We start from the raw sequence: 19,849 nt of genomic DNA, 5'->3' as shown, positions 1-19,849 counted from the left end.
TTAAAGTATACCAGATGTATCCCTTGGAGATCCTGCTTAAGGTCAAGAAGCCGGTCCGTTATCTGGGAGGGGAGGTCAACGCCGCCTGCAAGCCCTGGGAGGAGGCTGAGGTCCGCTTCTGTCTGGTCTATCCCGACCTTTACGAAATCGGGATGTCCCACGTAGGTCTTCTCCTCCTCTATCTCATCCTGAATAGCCGGGAGGGATTCCTTGCGGATCGGGCCTTTGCCCCGGGTCGGGATCTGGAGGCCGAGCTCCGGGCTCGGGGACTCCCCCTCCTTTCTCTGGAGCACGGCCGTCCCCTTCGGGACTTCGATGTGGTGGGTATCTCTTACCCTTACGAACTCTGTGCGGCCAACATTGTGACCGTACTTGAGCTTTCGGGGATCCCGCCCCTTTCCAAGGATCGCCGGGAGGGAGACCCCTTGATCCTGGGTGGGGGCTCGGCCATGGCCAACCCCGAGCCGGTGGCCGATTTTTACGACGCCATCCTTTTCGGAGACGGAGAGGAGGCCCTTTTGGAGATTGCTCAGGTGGTGCGAGATTGGAAGACGGCCGGAGGAACCCGGGCCGAGCTCCTGGAGGCCCTCTCGAAGATTCCGGGTCTTTATGTGCCTTCTTTTTTCCGGCCCATCTACGAGAAAGGAGTCTTTAAAGGCCTTGAACCCCTAAGGCCGGGCTATGAAAGGATTCGTCGCCGGGTGATCCCCGACTTGGACTCCGTCCCTTATCCCTATCGCCCTCCGGTACCCTGGCTGGCCACCCACGACCGGCTTTCCCTGGAGATCTCCCGGGGTTGCACTCGGGGTTGCCGTTTCTGTCAGGCCAGCTCCCTCTATCGTCCGGTGCGGGAGCGCTCCGTGGAACGGCTCTGTGAGCTGGCCGAAGAGGGGCTGCGCTCTACGGGCTACGAGGAGGTCTCTCTCCTTTCCCTTTCGGCAGGAGACTACACCGCCCTGGAGGCTTTGGTGCGGGAGCTCTACCGGCGCTTTTCCGCAGAGAGGGTGGCCGTGAGTCTCCCTTCCATCCGTGTGGGAAGTCTCACGGAGGGGATCCTGGAGGTCCTCTCCCGCCTCCGACGCACCGGGCTCACCCTGGCCCCGGAGGCAGGTACCGAACGCCTGCGCCGGGTGATCAACAAAGACATCTCGGAGGAAGAGCTTTTTCGGGGGGCGGAGCTGGCCCGGGTCCTGGGCTGGCGCGATCTCAAACTCTATTTCATGATCGGTCTTCCCACGGAAACCGATGAAGATCTCCGGGCCATTGCCGATCTGGTCCATCGCCTACGGCGCCAGGTGCGGGATCTATTCGTGACCGCCTCGGTCTCCACCTTCGTGCCCAAGCCCCATACCCCCTTCCAGTGGGAGGCCCAGATCGGCCTTTCGGAGACCCGAAGACGTCTTCAACTCCTGCGGGGTCTCCTCCGCTCCCGGGGCACGCGTCTTAAGTGGCACAAGCCGGAGATGAGTTTTCTCGAGGGGGTACTTTCCCGGGGAGATCGGCGTCTTTGCCGGGTAATCCTTGAGGCCCACGCCTTGGGGGCCAGGCTCGACGGCTGGACGGAAGAGTTTCGTTTTGAGGCCTGGCTTTCGGCGGCGAGCAAGGTAGGGCTGGATCTGGAGGCCTTCCTTTCCGCCCGGAGCCCGGAAACCCCCCTTCCCTGGGATCACCTGGATTGCGGACTTTCCCGGGAGTTTTTGCTGGCCGAAAGGGCCCGGGCCCTGGCCCAGGAGAGCTCTCCAGACTGCCGCTTCGCAAGGTGTCTTAAGTGTGGGGTCTGCGGAAAGGAGGTTAAAAACCTTCTGAGACCCCAGGAACCCTCCCCTGAGCCCCTTCCCGAACTTCCTCCGGCGGAAGTGGCCGCCTGGTACCGGGTGGGCTATCGCAAGGTGGGCCCGGCCCGGTTTTTTTCTCAGCTTGAGCTTTCCCGTATCTTTGAGCGGGCCGCCCGGAGGGCCGCCTTGCCTCTGGCCTTCACCCGGGGCTTTCATCCCCATCCCCGTTTTTCCTTTGGAAGGGCCCTTCCGGTGGGGATAGCCTCGGAGGCGGAGGTGATGTATCTGGCCTTGAGGGAAACTTTGCCTCCGGAGGAGGTGGGCGTAAGGCTGGATAAGGAACTTCCCGAGGGGCTTTCCGTGCGCGAGGTGCAGCAGGTAGAGGCCCCGGAGGAAGCCCCCCTGGAGGCCCTTTTTGAGGTGAGGCTTTCGGGAAAATCCCTCCCCAAAGACCTTAGGGCCCGCCTGGAGAGCCCTTTAAAGGTCTTTCGCAAGGGAAGGGAAAGGGAGGTGCGGCCTGCGGAATGGGTAAGACAGGTGGAGGTGCGGGAAGGAACTCTGCGCTTCTTTCTGCGCCTTGAGCCCGGGGGTCCGCGTCCGGCGGAGGTGGTGGCCTACCTTTTGGGGCTTTCCGTGGAGGAGGCCGCAACCTACGAGATGCGCCGGCTTGCCTAGGGGCCTGAATTTTTCTATAAAGGACCCAGGATGACCGAAAAGAAGCCCATAGGCCAGATTCTCAAAGAAAGGGGCCTTATCTCCGAAGAGGAAATACGCTTTGCCCTCCTCGAACAGAAGGCCACCGGGGAGCGCCTGGGGGAGATCCTCATTCGGCTGGGGCTGGTGACCGAGGTGGAGGTGGCCCGGGTGCTTGCGGAACAAACGGGCTACCCCTTCGACGACCTTTCGGCCACCTTTCCCCAGCCGAACGCCCTTCTGAAACTTCCTCCGGCCTTTGCCCGTCAGAGGGAGGTCCTTCCCCTGAGAATCGAGGAAGGAGTCCTCTGGGTGGCCCTTCCCGATCCTTTTAATCTCCCGGTGCAGGAGGCGGTGGTCCGCACCTCCGGGATGCGCATTCAGCCCGTAGTGGCTCCCCGATCTCGGATTAATCGTTTGGCCGAAAGGTTCTATTACTTCCTGGAAAGTCCTCCGGAAAGAGAGCTTGAGCGCCTGACCGAACGCCTGCGCGAGAATCCTAATTTGGAAGTGAATATGGAGGACCTCATTGAAAAGATTCTGGTAGTGGCCACCGGTCGGCGGGCCACGGATGTGCATATCACTCCCTCGGAAAAGACCTCCCAGGTCTTTTTCCGGATCGACGGGGTCCTCGAGCCGGCCTTCGTCTTTCCCCGAACCCTTCATCAGCGTCTGATCGGGGCCATCAAGGTGCGCGCGGGGATGGATATCGCCGAGACTCGCCTGCCGCAGGAGGGCCGTATGCCCTTTTCCTTTCTCGGGGAATCTTATGACCTGAGGGTCTCTACCGTAAGGACCCCTGCGGGAGAGAACCTGGTGATGCGTATTTTGCCCCTGGGGGAGGCGGTATATCATCTCTCCACTCTGGGCTTTACCGAAGAAGAGGTGCGTCTTCTGCGAGAGGTCTTTGAGGCCCCGCAGGGGATGTTCCTGGTAACCGGCCCCACGGGCTCGGGAAAGACCACCACCCTTTTTGCCGGCTTGCGGCTCCTTAATCTTCTGGAAAAAAACGTCCTCACGGCGGAGGACCCCATCGAGTACCGTTTACCTCTTACCCGCCAGACGCAGGTGAACGAGGAGGCCGGCTACACCTTTGCCCGGGCTATTCGACATTTTCTGCGTCAGGACCCGGATGTCATCCTGGTGGGAGAGGTGCGGGACGAAGAGACGGCGGAGATGGCCGTAAGGGCTGCCCTCACCGGACATCTTTTTCTTTCTACCCTGCACACCAACGACGCCCTCTCCACGGTGCACCGCCTGAAGGACCTGGGGGTGAATCCCGACCTCCTGGCGGCCACCCTGCTGGCGGTCCTGGCCCAACGGCTGGTAAGAAGAATTTGTCCCCACTGTCGGGAGGAGTACCGTCCCCCGGAGGAGTTCCTGCGTTACTATAATCTGCCGCTCGAGCACCCCTACTATCGGGGCCGAGGCTGTGACCAGTGCGGAGGCCGGGGATACCTGGGGCGCACGGTGGTGGCGGAAATCTTTCGGGTGAACGAACCCATCAAGGATTTGCTGGTAGCGAACGCTCCCTTAGTAAAGGTGGCGGAGGAGGCGCGCCACCAGGGGATGCGCACCCTGAGGGAGGCCGCCCGGGAGAAGGTCCTTCAGGGGATCACTACCGTGGAGGAGATCCGGAGGGTGGTGGGTTGAGATGCCGGTATACCGGTACCAGGCCCTCTCCCGTGATGGTCGTCTCGTGGAGGATGAAATTGAGCTTTCCGACCTCCGAGCCCTCTACCGCTACTTGCGGGAAGAAGGGCTGACCCTCGTCAAATATTCCACCAAAACGGTTTTTCCATGGGAAAGGGTCGCTCTAAGTAAACTTTCTCGTCCAGAATTGGCCGAGTTTTGTCACAACCTGGCTCTTATGGTACGGGGTGGGGTTCCGCTTTTACAGGCCCTTAAAGATCTGCGGGCTTCGACTACCAATCCTCGCCTGCGTCGGGCCTTGGGGACCCTTCTTCAGGAGATCCAAGGCGGTCGGCCCCTTTCCCAGGGAATGGAGCGGGAAAAGGGGATCTTTCCCGGGATCGTGCGTTCCCTCACGGCCTTAGGGGAAGAGACCGGGCGCCTCGATCAGACCCTGGAAGAAGCCGCTCAGCACCTCCAGCGTATCCACACCATCATCACCCAGACCAAGAGGGCCATGCTCTATCCGGTTTTGGTCTTGGTAGCTATGACCGGGGCCCTCCTTTTTTGGTTGCTCTTCGTCCTTCCCAAAATCCTGGACATCTTTACCCAGATGCAAATAAGTCTCCCCTGGCCCACCCGTATGCTCCTGATCTTCACTTTTTACTTTAAACACTACTTTGGTTATGTAGCCCTTCTGCTGGCCGGAGCCATAGTGGTTTTCGTACTGGCCTATCGCTCTTCTTCTTTAGTCAGATATACTTTTGAAAAACTTCTCCTCCGTCTTCCTTTGCTTTCTCGCATTAAAAGAAGTTCGCTTTTAGCTTTTATCTTCGAATATCTTGCTCTGCTATTGGGAGCAGGGATTGATATTCTAAAAAGTTTTGATATTATGTTTGTAAATTTACAGAGCGAAGTAGGGAAGAGAATTGTTAAGGAGTTGCGTGAGGGGGTCTTGAGAGGCGAGAGCTTACGGCAAGTTTCAGAGAAGATCCCCCTTTTTAATCCTTTGGATCTTCGTATGATAGGTGTGGGCGAGGAAACCGGCCGTTTGGTAGAGCAATTGCGTTATCTTGCCCGTTACTATTATGAAGTGGTCCAAGGGATGGTGGAAACTCTCAGCAAGATCCTCGAGCCGGTCTTGATCGTCATTACCGGTTTAATCTTTCTTTTGATTGCCATTTCTCTCATAGGGCCGATTTATGAACTCATCTCCCAGATTCGATAGCCTAGATTATTTGGCTTTTTTTGGTCTGAAGGATCATCCCTTCAGGATTACCCCGGATACGGAGTATTTTTATCCTTCACGGGCCCACAAGGCAGCCTTAGAGGCCTTGCGGTACGCTATTCTGCGGCGGGAAGGTTTTTTGGTACTTACCGGAGAACCCGGGCTGGGAAAGACCCTCCTCATTCGGCTGCTCTTTCGGGAGCTCCCTCCGGAGGTGGAGACCGCGGTGATTCTTACTCCGGCCTTGGGGCCGGAGGAGTTGCTAGAGGCCATTTTGGAGGACCTGGAGCTTCCGCACACCGGTCCCAAAGAGAATCTCCTGCGAGGATTCCGGGACTATCTTCTTCGGCTGGCCGAAGGCGGAAGGACCCTCCTTCTGGTGGTGGACGAGGCCCAGAATCTTCCGGCCGAAAGTCTGGAGGAACTGCGGCTCCTTTCCAATTTCGAGACCGAAAAGGGAAAGCTCCTCCAGATCCTACTTTCCGGGCAGCCCCTTCTTGAGGAAAAGCTTCGCCGTCCAGAACTTTCTCAATTGGCCCAGCGCATTACCCTCTGGGAAAGGCTCGAACCCCTGAGTCCGGAGGAGACCCTGGATTATGTGCGTTTTCGTTTAGCCCGGGCCGGAGGGGCCGGGATCACCTTTGAAAAAAGGGCCGAAAAGGAACTTTACCGCCTCAGCCGGGGTATTCCCCGAGTGATCAATAAACTCATGGACCGGACCCTTTTGGTGGCCTATGCTTACGGCCGCCCGCGGATTTCCGCGCCGATGCTGCGGGAGGCCGCCGAGGCCGCGGCCCTGACCCTGGAAATTCCTTTAGAGGGAAAAAGGAAATATTTTTACCTGATTTTACTTCTTTTTGTCTTAATTCTTCTAGGAATGGCCGGTTATGTCTACTTTTTGGGTGGTTAAATTCGAAAACGAAGAACTTCTGGGTTTTAAGGCCACGAAGTCGGGAAAGATCTGGCGTTTTTCCGGCCCGGAACATCTACGTCCTGAGGATTTGCGTGGCCGGCGAGTAATTGCCTTAGAGGGATCTTCCCGGATTTATTTTTCCCGGGAGATCCTTACCAAGGGCCCTCGGGAGGTCCTTGCTTTTCAGGCTGAAGACAAGGTAAGAGAGTCGGGATTCTTTCCGCGGGCCTTTCGGGTGGTCTATTATCCACTGGCCGAGGCCGGAGCCACCTTGGAGGCGGCTCTTTTGGCGGTGGAACCCGAGGGGGTGGAGAAGGTCCTCAGAGTCTTGGGAGGGGCGCAGGCCCGGCTTCAGGGAATTTATCACCAAGCGCTGTCCCTGGCCTATTTGGGGGCTCACCTTGACCCTGGCCCTCTCTTGGTGGCTCGAATTTCGGAAAAGGATCTCTGGTTGGTGGTGGTGGATGGGGCCCAGCCCGCCTATGTGCGCTATGTGGAGGTGGATGAGTTTGTAGGCCTTGAGGGTTTTCCCATAGAAGAAAATGTGCTTGCGGTCTTGGAATATTATGAAAGGTTTTTTGGTAAAAAAATTGCCAAAGTCTTGGCTTGTGGGCCCCGACGGGAGATCTTTCCCGAGATCCCTTATCTGGAAAGGCTCTCACTTGCTGAGACAGACTGGGCGGCGGAGGAAGAAGTAGTCCTTACCTGGCCGGAGGTGGCGGGCGCGGTCCTGGTGCCTGCGGACTTCAATCTCCTTCCCGAAGAGCAGCGTCTTTTCCTTACCCAGCTAGAGTGGGTAAGGAGGGTGGCCTTTATCTTTTTCTTTTTGGTAATTTTGAATTACTTGGCTGCAGCTTATTTTTATCGGGCCGAAAAGCGCCTTGTCGGAGAGGTGGCTTCTTTAAGGTCGCAAACCCTAAGAGAGATCTCCTTTCTCCAGGAAAAATTTCCTCCGGAGGAGGTGGAAGGTCTCCGGAATTATTTAAACCTCAAACAACAGTTTGAAAGACAACCCCGGCTCGATGCCCTTCTTTGGTGGTTGGTCAACGAACTTCCCCAGGAAGTCCAGGTAGCCGGTCTTCGGGCGGCAAAGGACAAGAGCGGGACCTATCGTTTGGAAATGCGCTTGGTTTATGAGGGAGATTTGGGATCTGCACGAAAAATATTTCACTTTCTCCTTAAAGCTTTGGAAGAGCGGGCCAAAATCTTAGAAAGCCGCTTCTCTTATGAAGAAGCTTCTCAAAAGGCCCGCTTTGAGATGGAGGTGGAGCCCCGATGAAAGACCTCTGGAGGATCTATCTGAGAGAGTGGCTGGGGCTTCTCTTTTTGGGCCTCCTTTTGGTTTCCAGCACCTATCTAGCTGCCCGCTACTATTATGCCTACCGTTATCACCAGAAACAGGTCCGGGCTTTAAAGACCTTCTTACAGGAAAGTTTGCGGGTGGAAAAACGCCTTGAGCCTTATGCTCATTATTCCTTCTGGCGCACCCTGGGAGTTCCGCAAGAGGTCTATGTTCTCGAAAAAGTGGGGCTGGAGCCCTTGAGAGAATCTCTGAAAAAGCTCTCTCGGCTCTATGTGGAAAAGGGCCTCTTTTTTCTGGAGGAATTTCGTCTAGAAACCTGTGTAGAAAAAAGGCCCGGGCAAGAAGGGACCTGTGTGCCCTATCTAGAGATCAAGGGAAAGAAGGTGGTTTTCTGATGGGTGAGAGTTACAAAATCTATCTTTTCTGGTGGGGGCCGGTGGGGCTGGCTCTGGTTCTGAGTCTTTGGTTCTGGTGGAGCCTGCGCCCGGACTGGCGCCGGATGCCCCTTCCGGAGATTCCCCAGGTCTATCGGGAGATCCCGGAGGTCTCTCCGGAGGTAGTCCGTTACGCAATTCCGGAAAGCTCTGCAAGGGGGCCGACCCTTTCTTTCGGGGAAAAGAGGAAGTCCTCGGCCAAACCCAAGCGTTTCCTAGAACTTACGGCGGTCTTAAAAATGGGGGAACATCGGGTATGCCGGATCAATAAACACCTTTATCGGGTAGGGGAAAAGGTGGACCAATTTATAATAAAGGATATCGGAGAAAATTATGTGGTATTGGCGACTCAGGAGCGAGTTTACAAAGTTTATTTGGGGGAGAGGCTTATTTATTAGCCTGGTTTTGGTCTTTTTGTGGGGATGCGCCGCTAAGGGCCCGGCCCCTTCGGAGGGACTTTCGAAAGAATATCGCCAATATTTGGAGCATAATTCTCCGCCGGCAAAAAAGGAAAACCCTGAGGGGTTGCCTGGTCCGGTCTTCAAGACCATCTCTCCTTTGGACACCAGAAGACTTACCCTTTCGCTTCATCAGGAAGACGCCCTTTCGGTCTTTTATCTGATTGCCCGGGAGGCCGGCCTCAATTTGGTCATAGATCGCGAAGTTCCGCAGTATCTTTCTCCGGAGGCCCGTAAGGTTACGGCCGAGTTTCACGAATACACCCTGCGAGAGATCCTGGAGGCCCTGTGCCAGACTTTAGATCTTTCTTATGAGATCCGGGGAGGAATTATCTTTATTCGGGCCTTTGAGGAAAAGATTTTCGATCTTTCTTTTCTCCAAACCCTGCGTGCTTCCAAGTTTCAGCTCGGAGGAGATGTCCTAGGCGGCATAGGAGGGCAAGGGGCCGGAGGGGGTGGAGCTGGAGCCACTGGAGGAACATCTCAGGAAATTGTTTCTCCTCTCAAAGGCCAGTATGAGGTGGCCGGGGAGACCACGCAAAAGAGCACGGATATCTATGCGCAGCTTGAGGCCTCCATCAAGGCCCTGCTTTCCAAGGACGGCACCTATACCTTCAATCAGCTCACCGGGAATCTTTTCGTACGGGATCATCCCTCGGCGGTCAGGCGGGTGGCGGACTTAATCTCCCGACTTAAGGCCCGTTACGGACGCCAGGTCTTGATCGAGGCCAAGATTGTGGAGGTGGCCCTTTCTCAGGGTCACGAACTAGGCATAGATTGGATGACGGTGCGCGATTCTCGTCTGGCCGCGGTTTCTTCGGCTACCCTGGATTTCCGCTCGGGGATGCCCACCCTGACCTTTACTTATCAGCACAAGCCCTCCTTTGAGGGGGTGCTGCGCCTTTTAGAAAACTATGGACAGGTGCATATCCTCTCTAATCCTCGGGTACGGGTGATGCATGGGCAGCCAGCCATCATTAGTGTAGGGCGCTCGGTGGGTTATGTGAGGGAGATCAACCGGGAGGTGGTCTCTTCAGACAATATCTCCCAGACCCAAACTACTGTGGAAACTAGTGCCATCTTTGATGGACTTCTCCTGGGGGTCACTCCCCACATTACAGATTCGGGAGAGATCATTCTCCACATTGTTCCCATCAAGAGCGATTTGGTGGAACTGCGCCGGGAGGAGTTCGGCACCGATACCGCGGTCACCCTCCCCCAGGTCAATCTCCGGGAAATGAGCACGGTGATTAAAGTGACCCCCCACGATCTGGTAATCATCGGAGGGCTTATTCTGAACCGCAAGGACCGAGAGATTCGTCAGATCTGGGGATTGGGCCGCCTGCCGGGGATTGGGCCCCTTTTTGGACAACGCACTCGTGGGGAGCAAAAGGTGGAATTGGTAATCCTTTTGCGGATTTCTTTGGTTTAGAAGATGAGCAAACTTTATGAAATCTTAGAGAGGCTGGAATCGCGGAGGGCCCCTCGGACAGAAGCTCGGTCCCAAGAAGAAAAAAGGGGAGGGCCTGCCCGTCGGTGGCTCATCCCTTGGCTACTTTTTCTTTTTCTAGGAGGTTCTGGGCTGGGATTTTACCTTTTTACGCGCCTTTGGCCCTCTTCTCTCCTTACCTCTTCTCCCAGGCTAATCCAAAGGGCTCCCCAGAGAAAAGAAACCCCAGAAAGGCGCAACCCTTCCCTATCTCCGAAGCCTTCTACGGAGTCTAAGGCGGTAAAGGTTGAGACCCCTTCCCAGATCCTCTCCCAAAAAGAAAATCCTTTCCCTCAAAAGGTGGTAGTCCTTCCCCAGCCCTCTAGGGCTTCAGGGAGAAAGGTTGGTCCTGCCAAAGAGGAGAGAGAGGTGGAAAAGGAGGCCTCCAGTCCTCCTCCACTCAGCCCCGAGGAACGCCTGCGGGGTCTCCTTACCCGGGCCGAGGCACTGCGGACCCAGGGGCGCTGTGAGGAGGCTCTGGATCTCTACCGGCAATACTTGGAAAAGCGTCCGGTTCCCGAGGTGATGAATAACTATGCGGCCTGTCTCTGGCTGGCCGGGAAGACCAAGGAAGCCGAAGAGTGGTTCCGGAAGTCCCTTTCCCTTAAAGAAGATGCGGAGGTGAGACTCAATCTGGTGCTTCTAGCCTTGGCCCGGGGGGATGAGAAGGGGGCCTGTCAGGAACTGAAACTTCTCGATCCAGAAAAACTTTCTGCCTCGCCTCGCGAGATCTACCGGCGGGTCAAAAATCGGGTAATTTGTCCGCCATGAGGATCACCGTGGTCGGGGCCGGAAGCTGGGGTACGGCCCTGGGTAAGGTCTGGGCCGAAAAGGGGCATGAGGTAAGGCTTCTGGCCCGCCGTCCGGCGCTGGCGGAGGCCATCAATTCGCGTAAGCTTAATCCAGACTACCTTCCGGAGATAGAGCTTCCCGAAAACCTTAAGGCCTTCATCGATCCGGGGCAGGCTCTCACGAAGACCGAGGTGGTGGTCTGGGCTGTCCCCTGTCAACATCTGCGGGAGGTGGCCCAGGGGGTTAGAGACATTTTGCCCCGAAAGATTCCTCTGATTTCAGCCATCAAAGGGCTGGAGATAGCCACCTTTAAGACCCCGGTCGAGATCCTAGGGGAAATCTTTCCGGAGAATCCCCGGGGGGTCCTTTCTGGTCCCAGTTTTGCCCTGGAAGTGGCCCGAGGGCTTCCTACGGCCGTGGTTCTGGCCTTTGAGGAGGAATCCCTGGCGCGGGAACTCCAGGAAGCCCTTTCTACCTCCTTCTTTCGGTTATACCGGAGCCAGGATGTGCGGGGGGTGGAAATCTGTGGAGCGGTCAAAAACGTGATGGCCATCGCCGCAGGCATTTCTGACGGACTCGAGCTGGGACTCAATGCCCGGGCGGCCCTTATCACCCGGGGGCTGGCGGAGATGATGCGTCTAGGTTTGACCCGGGGGGCGGAACCTTTTACTTTTTCTGGCCTGGCCGGTCTGGGAGATTTAGTCCTTACCTGTACGGGAAGGCTCTCTCGAAACTATACCGTGGGTTATCGGCTAGGCCGGGGAGAAGAGCTGGAGGAGATCCTGGGCTCCCTCCATCAGGTGGCCGAAGGGGTCTACACGGTAAAGGCCCTTTACCGGTTTGCTCAGGGGGCCGGCCTAGAGCTTCCCATTACCGAGGGGGTCTATCAAGTGCTTTACGAAAAAGAAGATCCGCGGAACGTGCTCAGGAGGCTCCTTTCTCGGCCTCTGAAGGCGGAGTTCGAGCCCCCTCTCCGGCCCTGATCTGTCCCTCGAGACGGGCCCCTTCCTCCACGGAAAGCCTTTCGGTAAAGATCTCTCCTTTGATTCGGGCGGTTTTTTTGAGATTCAGATTTTTACAGACGAGCTTGCCCTCCACCTGGCCGGCACAAAGGATCTCTTCGGCCTCCACCTCCCCGACGATCTTTCCCCCCTCTCCGATAATAAGGCTTTCTCCCCGTAGCTCTCCCTGGAGTTCTCCTTCAAAACGAACTTTCCCCGGAAAGAAGAGTTTACCCTCCAGTTTGAGGCTAGAGCCAATATAACCGTTTAGATCTCCCGAAGTCTCCTTTTTGAAGGCCACCAGATCACCTTTTGGAGAATTTTACCTTGAGGTAGCGATAGGGATTGAGGTAGCGGCCGTAGCGTCGGACCTCGTAATGGAGATGGGGACCAGTGCTTCGTCCGGTACTGCCCAGGTACCCGATGACTTCACCCCTTTTTACTTTCTGTCCGGCCCGGACGGTAATCTTTTTGAGATGGCCATAAAGGGTGGAATAACCATAACGGTGTCTTATGACCACCACCTTTCCGTAACCTGCGTGGCGGCCCGCATAGATGACCCGACCGTCGGCCGTGGCCCTTACTGGAGTGCCCATATAGCTGACAATGTCAATCCCGGAATGGAAGGCCGGCTTTCCGGTGAAGGGATCCTTGCGGCGTCCGAAGCCGGAAGAGATATACCCTCTGCAGGGGCGGCCCAGGGGGACTCCAGAGAGCACCTCTAGGTAAGCATCCACACTCTGGAGGAGAGATTGGTAGGAGGACCAGAGGTCCTTTTCCGAAGAGGAGGAAAGGAGAGGGTCTTTTCCCAAGGGGTCCGGGATATAAATTCCGCCTTCGGGTCCCGGATGGTCTTTAGGAGGTTCAAAAGGGCCGCCCTGGTAAGACTTAGGGGTTTTGACATATTTTTCCAGACCGAAGTTGGCCACTAATTCCTGGATGATCTCGGAACGGTTTTTCAATTCTTTAACGGCACCGGCCAAAAGCTCCCGCTTTTCTTTTTCCAGAGAGGCCACCCGTTTTTCTAGGGCTTGATTCTTAACGCGGGCGGCCTCCAGCTCCCGTTTTAGGGAGACCATTTCCATCTCTAGGTGGGCGCTCCGGAAAAAGAAAAAGGCCCCTGCACCGCTTAGAAAAAGAAGAAAGATCAGGAGGAGGGGACAGAGCTTTATATAAAGAGGTTTGAGTTTTAGTTGAAAGGAAGGGCCATCCTCGGTGAAGAATAATACATAGAGGTGCTTTTTCATGGCCCTATCCTATACTTAAACTCACTCTTTTGGCAAGTCCTCATTTTCTTCGAATACTTCAGCAGTAAAGAGATAGATCTCCGTGCGGGGGTCCTGCCAGCAGCGGGGAGGAAGTCCGGCCTTAAGGCAGACGTGATCCAGGAAGGTCTCCCGATCCCAGCCGTATTCTACGGCTACCTGGGGCAGAAGCACGCCCCGAAAGGCTCCCCGGATGAGGTAGACCCCATGACGGCCCACTTCTACCTCCTCCGGGCGGCCGGGACGAAGGGGGGAAAGGACCGAAATCTCTATTTCCACTTCGTCAAGTTCCTCCGGGCTTAAAGGGGAAAAGCGGGGATCATTGAAGGCCGCGGCCAGGGCCATCTCCTCTACCACCCGGTAGAGGGGTGAGGCAGCCTCAAAGGTCCCGATGCAGCCCCGGAGATGCCCATGCCTCTTAAGGGTTACGAAGGCTCCTCGCGGCTCATGCAAGCGCTCGAAAGGGGGAGGGTAGGGCAAGGAATAGTCCTCCCTCAGGCCAAAGGCCTTCTCCAGGCTCTCCCGGGCCAGTCGCAGAAGATAGGCCCTCTCCGGGGGAGAAAGACTCATTTTTTAACCATTTCGAGGAGCCTTTCCGCCGGAAGCACCCCGGAATGGGTCTCCCCGGAAGGAAAGATATAGGTGGGCGTACCCCTTATTCCTAAAGAAAGGAGGAATTTTTGCCCCTGGGTTACCTTGTTTTCTCCTTCGGGACAGGTGGCGTTTCCGCTGTAGCCGGCCACCAGATCCTCAAAGCCTTTTTTCTCACAGATAAGGGCTACCGCCTTGCGATGGGCCTCGGGGTGAAGGCGGTCCAGGGGAAAAAAGACCACGTTTACCCGGATCTTCTTCTTTTGAACCAGGGGCCAGAGGATATCTTCGGCCTTTCTACAGAAGGGACAGTCCGGATCGGTGATCAAGAAGATCTCCGGGCCCTGACCCGCGGAAAAGGCCACATATTTGCGGAGTTCTTTTATTTTTTCCGGAGAAAGAACAATCTTGTTGAGCTCTTGGATACGGGCTCCGGTCAGATCCTTCTTGGTAGAGATCTCGATGAGGCGTCCCAGCACCAGGAACTTTCCGGTAAGGTCTACATAAGTGACCCCTTTGCGTCCGTTCTGCTGGACCACTACCTCACAGAGCCCCTTTACCGGAGAGGGCCTGACCGAAAGCACTTGAACTTCTTGAGAGGAAAGCTGGTGGAGGAGGCCACTTACCGTTTTTACCCCGGGGCAGTCCGTCTTTTCCTTGGAGGCATAAAGGGGGGACCCTCCCAGAAGAACGATCACCAGAAGAAACCCTAGTTCCTTAAAAGAAAAGAATTTACGCATAAGGAAACCTCGCCCTTTTGGAAGAAAGATAGCATCCGGAAGAGGTCCTGTAAAGGCAGTCCCAAGTTAATCGGAAGAAGGATTGAAGAGTTCGGTACTGAGATAGCGCTCGCCGGTGTCTGGAAGGATAACCACCATTACTTTTCCTTTATTTTCCGGCCTCCGGGCCACCTGCAAGGCCGCCCAGACCGCCGCTCCGGAGGAGATCCCGCAGAGGAGGGCCTCCTCCCGGGCCAACCTCCGGGCAGTCTCTATAGCCTCTTCAGATTTCACCCGAACGATCTCGTCGATGACCTTTAGATTAAGAATGGGGGGCACAAAGCCCGCCCCGATTCCCTGAATTTTGTGAGGTCCGGGCGGCCCTCCGGACAGAACCGGCGACTCTGCGGGTTCCACCGCTATAGCCTTAAAGGAGGGTCTGCGGGCCTTGAGGACCTCCGAGACCCCGGTAATGGTCCCTCCAGTGCCTACCCCGGCCACCAGGAGGTCCACCCGGCCCTGGGTGTCTTGCCAGATCTCCTCGGCCGTGGTCCGCCGATGGATTTCCGGATTAGCCGGATTGGAGAATTGGTCCGGCATGTAAGCTCCCGGGATTTCTTGGAGCAGTTCCCGGGCCCTTTCTACCGCTCCCCGCATCCCCAGTTTCCCGGGAGTGAGGACCAGCCGGGCCCCAAAGTGTTTGAGGATGGCCCGCCTTTCGAGGCTCATGGTCTCCGGCATGGTGAGCACCAGAGGATATCCCTTTTCGGCACACACGAAGGCCAAAGCGATACCTGTGTTGCCGCTGGTGGGCTCCACGATGGTGGTCCCTGGTCCGATAAGGCCTTGCCTTTCGGCGGCCTCAATCATGGCCCAGCCGATGCGGTCTTTTACGCTGGAGAGGGGATTCTGGGATTCGAGTTTACCGTATATTTCCACATCCAGGTTTTCCGCCAGGCGCTTGAGGCGCACTAGAGGGGTTTTTCCGATAAGCTGAGTGACACCTTCGTAAATCATCCGCTCCTCCTAGGGGGCTTTTTCGTCCGGCGAGGCAGGACATGCAATTCGGGTTTTTTGAGAAAGACCTTGGTATCCGGGGGCACACTTTCGGTAAGCCAGACGTTCCCTCCGATGACCGATCGGGCTCCGATGACCGTTTCTCCTCCCAGGATGGTGGCGTTGGCGTAGATGATGACGTCGTCTTCAATGGTGGGGTGGCGCTTGCGGAAACGCAGTTCTTCCGCCGCCTCCTTGGGCACGGAAAGGGCCCCCAGGGTCACCCCCTGATAAAGGCGTACCCGGTTGCCGATTATCGTGGTCTCTCCGATGACCACCCCGGTCCCGTGGTCAATAAAAAAGCTTTCCCCAATGGTGGCTCCGGGGTGGATATCGATCCCGGTAAGGCTATGGGCCTGTTCGGTCATCATCCGGGGAAGATAGGGTACCCCTAGACGGTAAAGTTCATGGGCTATGCGGTAGATGGTGATGGCCAAGAAGCCCGGATAGCAAAAGATGACCTCCTGGGGACTTTTGGCCGCAGGATCTCCCATGTAGGCTGCTTCCACGTCCGTGAGGAGAAGTCTTTTCACCTCTGGAAGCCGTTTGATGAATCGGAGGGCCAATTCTTCCCCCTGGAGAGGCCTCTCAAGAGGATCTTTTTGGCGGGTCAGGGCCTGGTAACGAAAGGCCAGATTAATTTGCTGGGACAGTTCTTCAAAAAGGCGGCTAAGCTCCTCTCCTAGATAATACTGGAGATTTTCAGAGTTGAGGTTGGCGGTCGAGAAGTATTCCGGAAAAAGGATCCTTCGGGTGCGGTAGAGAATACGGATTACTTCTTCTTGGCGGGGGATGGGCAGCGGCCCCGGGTCCTCCCGGCAATTTTCCTCCCAAGTAGAGGCCAAGGTCTGGACCACGGAATGGAGTTCTCCGTACCAGCTCACTTTAAGTCTTTCCGGCATCTCTTTTCCCCACCATAAAAATTCCGTAAGTGGCCCGGAGATTGGCCCATCTCCGGACCATCTTTCCCTGGCGGTCTCGGTTATAAGTGCTTACCGGGGCCTCTTTCAGGACCTGATAGCCCAGGTCTTCGATGAATTTTCGGAAGTCCCGGATGGTGATTACCCGGATGTTAGGGGTGTCGTACCATTCATAAGGCAGCTGAGGATTCTTGGGGGCCCGACCGTGAAGGAGGAGATCCAGGCGAATGGTCCAATGGGCAAAATTGGGAAAGCTCACGATGACCCGGCGGCCGATGCGCAGGAGTTCTTTGAGGAGGGTATGCGGCTCATAAATCTGCTGGAGGGTCTGGCTGAGGATTACGTAATCGAAACTCTGGTCAGGATAATCCCGGACCTCCTCATTGAGGTCTCCCTGGATGACCGTGAGGCCCTTCCGGATGGCCTCCCGGACTTCGGCCTCGTCCTTTTCAATGCCAATTCCCCGGACTCCTTTGGTTTCTTTGAGATGGAGCAGGAGATCCCCGGAGCCACAGCCCAGATCGATGACCCGGGCCCCGGGTTCGATCCAGGAGGCGATGATCTGGAGGTCATAGCGCAGATCCTTAAGGTTCGAATTCACGGCTTACCCTCTCCAGAAAAGCGGCCACCAGGTTTTCGAATTTTTCGTTGGGAATGAGGAAGGCGTCGTGCCCCCAGTCCGCCTCGATCTCACAGAAACTCACGTCAAGACCGTTTTTCTTCATGGCCTTGACCATCTCCCGGGACTGGTAGGTAGGATAGAGCCAGTCTGAGGAAAAGGAGATCACCAGAAAACGGGCTCGGGCCTTGGAAAAGGCCTTCACCAGGGAGCCTTCCCCGTGCTGGCGCTTGACGTCGAAGTAGTCCGCGGCCTTGGTAATGTAAAGGAAGGAGTTGGCGTCGAAGCGTTCCACAAACTTGCGACCCTGATAGCGGAGGTAGCTTTCCACCTGAAAATCCACGTCGAAGCCAAAAGAGAACTGGCTCTTGTTCTGGAGGCGCCGGCCGAACTTGCGCCGCAGGGCCCGATCCGAAAGATAGGTGATGTGGCCGATCATGCGGGCTACGGCCAAGCCCATCTCCGGCCGAGGTCCGTCATAATAATTTCCCCCACGCCAGTTGGGGTCGGCCATGATGGCCTGTCGAGCCACCTCGTTGAAGGCGATAGCCAGGGCCGAGTGCCGGGTAGTGGTGGCGATGGGGATAGCCGCATGCACCATCTCCGGGTAGCGCAGGGCCCATTCGAGGACCTGCATGCCTCCAAGAGATCCCCCGATAACCGCGAGCAATTTCCGGATACCCAGATGCTCGATGAGGACCTTCTGGGCCCTTACCATGTCTCCAATGGTCACGAAGGGAAAGTCCAGGGCGTAGGGCTTTCCGGTGCGCGGGTTGATGGAGGAGGGGCCGGTGCTTCCGGCGCAGCCCCCCAGGATGTTGGAGCAGATCACGAAATACTTGTTGGTGTCGATGGCCTTTCCCGGCCCCACCATGAAGTCCCACCAGCCGGGCTTGGGGTCGTCCTTGGAGTAGTAGCCCGCCACGTGGGAGTCCCCGGAGAGGGCATGCAGGATGAGGATGGCGTTGCTGCGGTCGGCGTTGAGTTGGCCGTAAGTTTCGTAGGCCAGGGTGATGGGCCCCAGTTTGGCCCCGCACTCCAGCGGAAAGAGATCCGGAGGGTAGGCGAAGGTGAAGTACTTTTTCTGGACGATTCCTACGGACCGTCCGCGCTGATCGTGGGTGATATACTCGCTCATTTTACCTTGTCCAAGGCCTGTCGAAGGTCTTCGCAGATGTCCTCCACGTCCTCGAGGCCTACCGAAAGCCGCAAGAGATCCGGAGTAATAGAAAGGGAGCGTTTGAGATCTTCCGGAAAGGCCAGATACTGGCTGGAGTAAGGATGAATAATCAGGGTCTTGCAGTCCCCAAGATTGGCCAGATGGTAAACCAGACGAAGATTCCGGATGAAGCGAAAGCAGGTCTCCTGATCCTTGAGGCCGAAGGTGAGGAGCCCTCCGAATCCCTTTCCCTGGAACTGCCTTTCCGCCACCTCTCGGTGGGGATGGTCTGGAAGACCCGGGTAACGTACCCATTGCACCTCGGGTTGTTCACTCAGGAATTGGGCCACCTTGAGGGCGTTTTCGCAATGGCGCTCCATGCGCAGGGCCAGAGTGTCGAGACCCAGGGCGGTGAGATAGGCGTGGAAGGGGGCCTGAGTGGTCCCGAAATTGATGTGATATTCCCGCCAGACCTTATCGAGATAAGCCAGAGGCCCTCTGCGGTCGACAAAGGGCTTGAAGTCCTCGGCAAACCGGGATTGGGTCCAGTCGAAGCGGCCGCTGTCGATGATAACCCCGCCGGTGGCGCAGCCGTGGCCGCTGAGATACTTGGTGGTGGAGTGGATCACGATATCTGCCCCCAGTTCTATGGGGCGGCAGAGGTAAGGGGTGGCTAGGGTGTTGTCCACGATGAGGGGGAGGCCGTTTTCGTGGGCGATCTCCGCGAGGGCCGCCAGATCTGGAACATCCATTTTGGGATTGCCGATGGTCTCCACGAAGATAAACCGGGTTCGGGGAGAGAGGGCCGCTTTTAGGGCCTCCAGGTCCGTGGGCTCCACGAAGCGGGCGGTAATACCGTATTTGGGAAAGATGTTGGCGAAGAGCACGTAGGTGGACATAAAAAGGGAATTTCCGGCCACGAATTCGTCTCCCGGGCGCAGGAGGGCCAGGCAGGCGTTGGCGATGGCCGCCATGCCGGAGGAAGTCAGGATGGCTCCGGCCCCTCCCTCTAAGGCCGCCAGCTTTTCTTCTAGGAAGCGGTTGGTAGGGTTGCTTAGACGCAGGTAGATGTGGTCCGCACTCTGGCCCCCGAAGGCCGCACTTAGGCTTTCGGCCGTAGGATGACGGTGGGAGGCCGTCTGGTAGATGGGCGGGAGGGTAGCGCCTTCCCAGTCCTCGGGACGTAAACCTTCATGAATAACCCGGGTGTGAAACCGCCAATTTTTCATCTTGGATCTCCTTGCGAAAAAATCTATTTTGTGAATATATACCGGCTTGGTATAGATTGCAAGGGTAGATATTGAAAGGCTAGACATTGAAGTTTATAAAAAAGCTATGAGGATTACCACGCGAAGCAGGTATGCCACCCGTATGTTGGTCGAGTTGGCCTTACACCACGACCTGGGACCGGTTCAGCTGGGAGAAATTGCCAAAAAACAGAAGCTTTCGGTCAAGTATCTGGAGCAACTCATCATCCCTCTCAAAAAGGCGGGACTGATCAAAAGCCACCGAGGAGCCAAAGGGGGCTACTTCCTGGCCCGTCCCCCGGAGGAGATCACCGTTTGGGAGGTGGTCTCTCTTCTTGAAGGAGATGAGGCCGTGACCCCCTGCGTTAGCTATCCCGACCTCTGTGAGATGAGCCCGGTTTGTCCCACCCGGGACGTCTGGGATCTCCTTACCGAGGTCATTCGGGACACCCTTTCCCGGATTACCATTGCCGATCTGGCTCGGAAATATCAGGAAAGACTGGCCCGTATGGACTCCTCTTCCGCATCCGCAAGCCCTTCGGGGTAGTCAAGCCC

At 56.5% G+C, this 19,849-nt stretch carries 20 protein-coding genes; 11 read left to right on the top strand and 9 right to left on the bottom strand.

The window, feature by feature from the left end; translation table 11 throughout:
- Positions 1-14 precede the first annotated feature (14 nt).
- The 10 genes from FVE67_RS00865 to FVE67_RS00820 all read left to right on the top strand — a co-directional run bounded on the left by FVE67_RS00865 (position 15) and on the right by FVE67_RS00820 (position 11,700).
- A complete protein-coding gene (locus tag FVE67_RS00865; protein ID WP_168718790.1) occupies positions 15-2,450 on the top strand; it encodes a TIGR03960 family B12-binding radical SAM protein in 2,436 nt (811 codons plus the stop codon).
- Between the two features lie 30 nt (positions 2,451-2,480).
- Positions 2,481-4,121: a GspE/PulE family protein gene (locus FVE67_RS00860; protein WP_168718789.1), complete on the top strand. Its 1,641-nt coding sequence runs from the start codon at positions 2,481-2,483 to the stop codon at positions 4,119-4,121.
- Between the two features lies 1 nt (position 4,122).
- Positions 4,123-5,328: a type II secretion system F family protein gene (locus FVE67_RS00855; RefSeq protein ID WP_168718788.1), complete on the top strand. Its 1,206-nt coding sequence runs from the start codon at positions 4,123-4,125 to the stop codon at positions 5,326-5,328.
- Between the two features lie 106 nt (positions 5,329-5,434).
- A complete protein-coding gene (locus tag FVE67_RS00850; protein ID WP_210534619.1) occupies positions 5,435-6,238 on the top strand; it encodes an ExeA family protein in 804 nt (267 codons plus the stop codon).
- Positions 6,216-7,520 (top strand): hypothetical protein, encoded by a 1,305-nt coding sequence (locus FVE67_RS00845; protein WP_168718786.1) that lies wholly within the window; start codon positions 6,216-6,218, stop codon positions 7,518-7,520. Before FVE67_RS00850 ends, FVE67_RS00845 begins: the two co-directional genes overlap by 23 nt.
- Entirely contained in the window at positions 7,517-7,939 is a 423-nt protein-coding gene (locus FVE67_RS00840; RefSeq protein WP_168718785.1) for a hypothetical protein, read from the top strand. The genes FVE67_RS00845 and FVE67_RS00840 overlap by 4 nt, the downstream gene beginning before the upstream one ends.
- A complete protein-coding gene (locus FVE67_RS00835) occupies positions 7,939-8,376 on the top strand; it encodes a hypothetical protein (protein ID WP_168718784.1) in 438 nt (145 codons plus the stop codon). Before FVE67_RS00840 ends, FVE67_RS00835 begins: the two co-directional genes overlap by 1 nt.
- A 127-nt stretch (positions 8,377-8,503) precedes the next feature.
- Entirely contained in the window at positions 8,504-9,868 is a 1,365-nt protein-coding gene (locus FVE67_RS00830; RefSeq protein WP_168718783.1) for a hypothetical protein, read from the top strand.
- A gap of 426 nt (positions 9,869-10,294) precedes the next feature.
- Entirely contained in the window at positions 10,295-10,696 is a 402-nt protein-coding gene (locus FVE67_RS00825) for a tetratricopeptide repeat protein (RefSeq protein ID WP_168718782.1), read from the top strand.
- Complete coding sequence (locus tag FVE67_RS00820; RefSeq protein ID WP_168718781.1) at positions 10,693-11,700, top strand: NAD(P)H-dependent glycerol-3-phosphate dehydrogenase; 1,008 nt, start codon at positions 10,693-10,695, stop codon at positions 11,698-11,700. The genes FVE67_RS00825 and FVE67_RS00820 overlap by 4 nt, the downstream gene beginning before the upstream one ends.
- On the opposite strand, the gene FVE67_RS00815 is transcribed toward FVE67_RS00820, so the two are convergent.
- From FVE67_RS00815 to FVE67_RS00775, 9 genes are all read right to left on the bottom strand, one after another.
- The gene (locus FVE67_RS00815; RefSeq protein WP_168718780.1) at positions 11,642-12,019 is read right to left on the bottom strand and encodes a bactofilin family protein; all 378 of its coding nucleotides are present in this window, start codon (positions 12,017-12,019) and stop codon (positions 11,642-11,644) included. The genes FVE67_RS00820 and FVE67_RS00815 overlap by 59 nt on opposite strands.
- Before the next feature lie 4 nt (positions 12,020-12,023).
- Positions 12,024-12,965, bottom strand: coding sequence for a M23 family metallopeptidase (locus FVE67_RS00810; protein ID WP_168718779.1), 942 nt, complete (start codon positions 12,963-12,965; stop codon positions 12,024-12,026).
- A gap of 21 nt (positions 12,966-12,986) precedes the next feature.
- A complete protein-coding gene (amrA, locus tag FVE67_RS00805; RefSeq protein ID WP_168718778.1) occupies positions 12,987-13,553 on the bottom strand; it encodes an AmmeMemoRadiSam system protein A in 567 nt (188 codons plus the stop codon).
- Positions 13,550-14,314, bottom strand: coding sequence for a DsbC family protein (locus FVE67_RS00800; RefSeq protein ID WP_168718777.1), 765 nt, complete (start codon positions 14,312-14,314; stop codon positions 13,550-13,552). Before FVE67_RS00800 ends, amrA begins: the two co-directional genes overlap by 4 nt.
- 66 nt (positions 14,315-14,380) lie before the next feature.
- On the bottom strand, positions 14,381-15,310 hold the full coding sequence (gene cysK, locus FVE67_RS00795) for a cysteine synthase A (RefSeq protein ID WP_168718776.1): 930 nt from the start codon (positions 15,308-15,310) through the stop codon (positions 14,381-14,383).
- Positions 15,307-16,251, bottom strand: coding sequence for a serine O-acetyltransferase EpsC (epsC, locus tag FVE67_RS00790; protein ID WP_168718775.1), 945 nt, complete (start codon positions 16,249-16,251; stop codon positions 15,307-15,309). The genes cysK and epsC overlap by 4 nt, the downstream gene beginning before the upstream one ends.
- The gene (metW, locus tag FVE67_RS00785; RefSeq protein ID WP_168720302.1) at positions 16,235-16,849 is read right to left on the bottom strand and encodes a methionine biosynthesis protein MetW; all 615 of its coding nucleotides are present in this window, start codon (positions 16,847-16,849) and stop codon (positions 16,235-16,237) included. Before metW ends, epsC begins: the two co-directional genes overlap by 17 nt.
- A 4-nt stretch (positions 16,850-16,853) precedes the next feature.
- The gene (metX, locus tag FVE67_RS00780; protein ID WP_168718774.1) at positions 16,854-18,026 is read right to left on the bottom strand and encodes a homoserine O-acetyltransferase MetX; all 1,173 of its coding nucleotides are present in this window, start codon (positions 18,024-18,026) and stop codon (positions 16,854-16,856) included.
- The gene (locus tag FVE67_RS00775; RefSeq protein ID WP_168718773.1) at positions 18,023-19,276 is read right to left on the bottom strand and encodes an O-acetylhomoserine aminocarboxypropyltransferase/cysteine synthase family protein; all 1,254 of its coding nucleotides are present in this window, start codon (positions 19,274-19,276) and stop codon (positions 18,023-18,025) included. Before FVE67_RS00775 ends, metX begins: the two co-directional genes overlap by 4 nt.
- A gap of 106 nt (positions 19,277-19,382) precedes the next feature.
- Between FVE67_RS00775 and FVE67_RS00770 the strand changes: the two genes are divergently transcribed.
- On the top strand, positions 19,383-19,841 hold the full coding sequence (locus FVE67_RS00770; protein WP_168718772.1) for an RrF2 family transcriptional regulator: 459 nt from the start codon (positions 19,383-19,385) through the stop codon (positions 19,839-19,841).
- Positions 19,842-19,849: the final 8 nt, after the last annotated feature.

The sequence above is a fragment of the Thermosulfurimonas marina genome, assembly GCF_012317585.1.
Taxonomy (GTDB): Bacteria; Desulfobacterota; Thermodesulfobacteria; order Thermodesulfobacteriales; family Thermodesulfobacteriaceae; genus Thermosulfurimonas_A; species Thermosulfurimonas_A marina.
The sequence above is the reverse complement of the archived record's forward strand: the minus strand, read 5'-3'. Positions and strand labels throughout refer to the sequence as shown.

Bases quoted from the DNA above. Each gene is read 5' to 3' on its own strand.
- FVE67_RS00865 (WP_168718790.1), top strand. From the start codon at position 15: ATGTATCCCTTGGAGATCCTGCTTAAGGTCAAGAAGCCGGTCCGTTAT.
- FVE67_RS00860 (WP_168718789.1), top strand. From the start codon at position 2,481: ATGACCGAAAAGAAGCCCATAGGCCAGATTCTCAAAGAAAGGGGCCTT.
- FVE67_RS00855 (WP_168718788.1), top strand. From the start codon at position 4,123: ATGCCGGTATACCGGTACCAGGCCCTCTCCCGTGATGGTCGTCTCGTG.
- FVE67_RS00845 (WP_168718786.1), top strand. From the start codon at position 6,216: ATGTCTACTTTTTGGGTGGTTAAATTCGAAAACGAAGAACTTCTGGGT.
- FVE67_RS00840 (WP_168718785.1), top strand. From the start codon at position 7,517: ATGAAAGACCTCTGGAGGATCTATCTGAGAGAGTGGCTGGGGCTTCTC.
- FVE67_RS00835 (WP_168718784.1), top strand. From the start codon at position 7,939: ATGGGTGAGAGTTACAAAATCTATCTTTTCTGGTGGGGGCCGGTGGGG.
- FVE67_RS00820 (WP_168718781.1), top strand. From the start codon at position 10,693: ATGAGGATCACCGTGGTCGGGGCCGGAAGCTGGGGTACGGCCCTGGGT.
- FVE67_RS00810 (WP_168718779.1), bottom strand. From the start codon at position 12,965: ATGAAAAAGCACCTCTATGTATTATTCTTCACCGAGGATGGCCCTTCC.
- amrA (WP_168718778.1), bottom strand. From the start codon at position 13,553: ATGAGTCTTTCTCCCCCGGAGAGGGCCTATCTTCTGCGACTGGCCCGG.
- FVE67_RS00800 (WP_168718777.1), bottom strand. From the start codon at position 14,314: ATGCGTAAATTCTTTTCTTTTAAGGAACTAGGGTTTCTTCTGGTGATC.
- cysK (WP_168718776.1), bottom strand. From the start codon at position 15,310: ATGATTTACGAAGGTGTCACTCAGCTTATCGGAAAAACCCCTCTAGTG.
- epsC (WP_168718775.1), bottom strand. From the start codon at position 16,251: ATGCCGGAAAGACTTAAAGTGAGCTGGTACGGAGAACTCCATTCCGTG.
- metX (WP_168718774.1), bottom strand. From the start codon at position 18,026: ATGAGCGAGTATATCACCCACGATCAGCGCGGACGGTCCGTAGGAATC.
- FVE67_RS00775 (WP_168718773.1), bottom strand. From the start codon at position 19,276: ATGAAAAATTGGCGGTTTCACACCCGGGTTATTCATGAAGGTTTACGT.
- FVE67_RS00770 (WP_168718772.1), top strand. From the start codon at position 19,383: ATGAGGATTACCACGCGAAGCAGGTATGCCACCCGTATGTTGGTCGAG.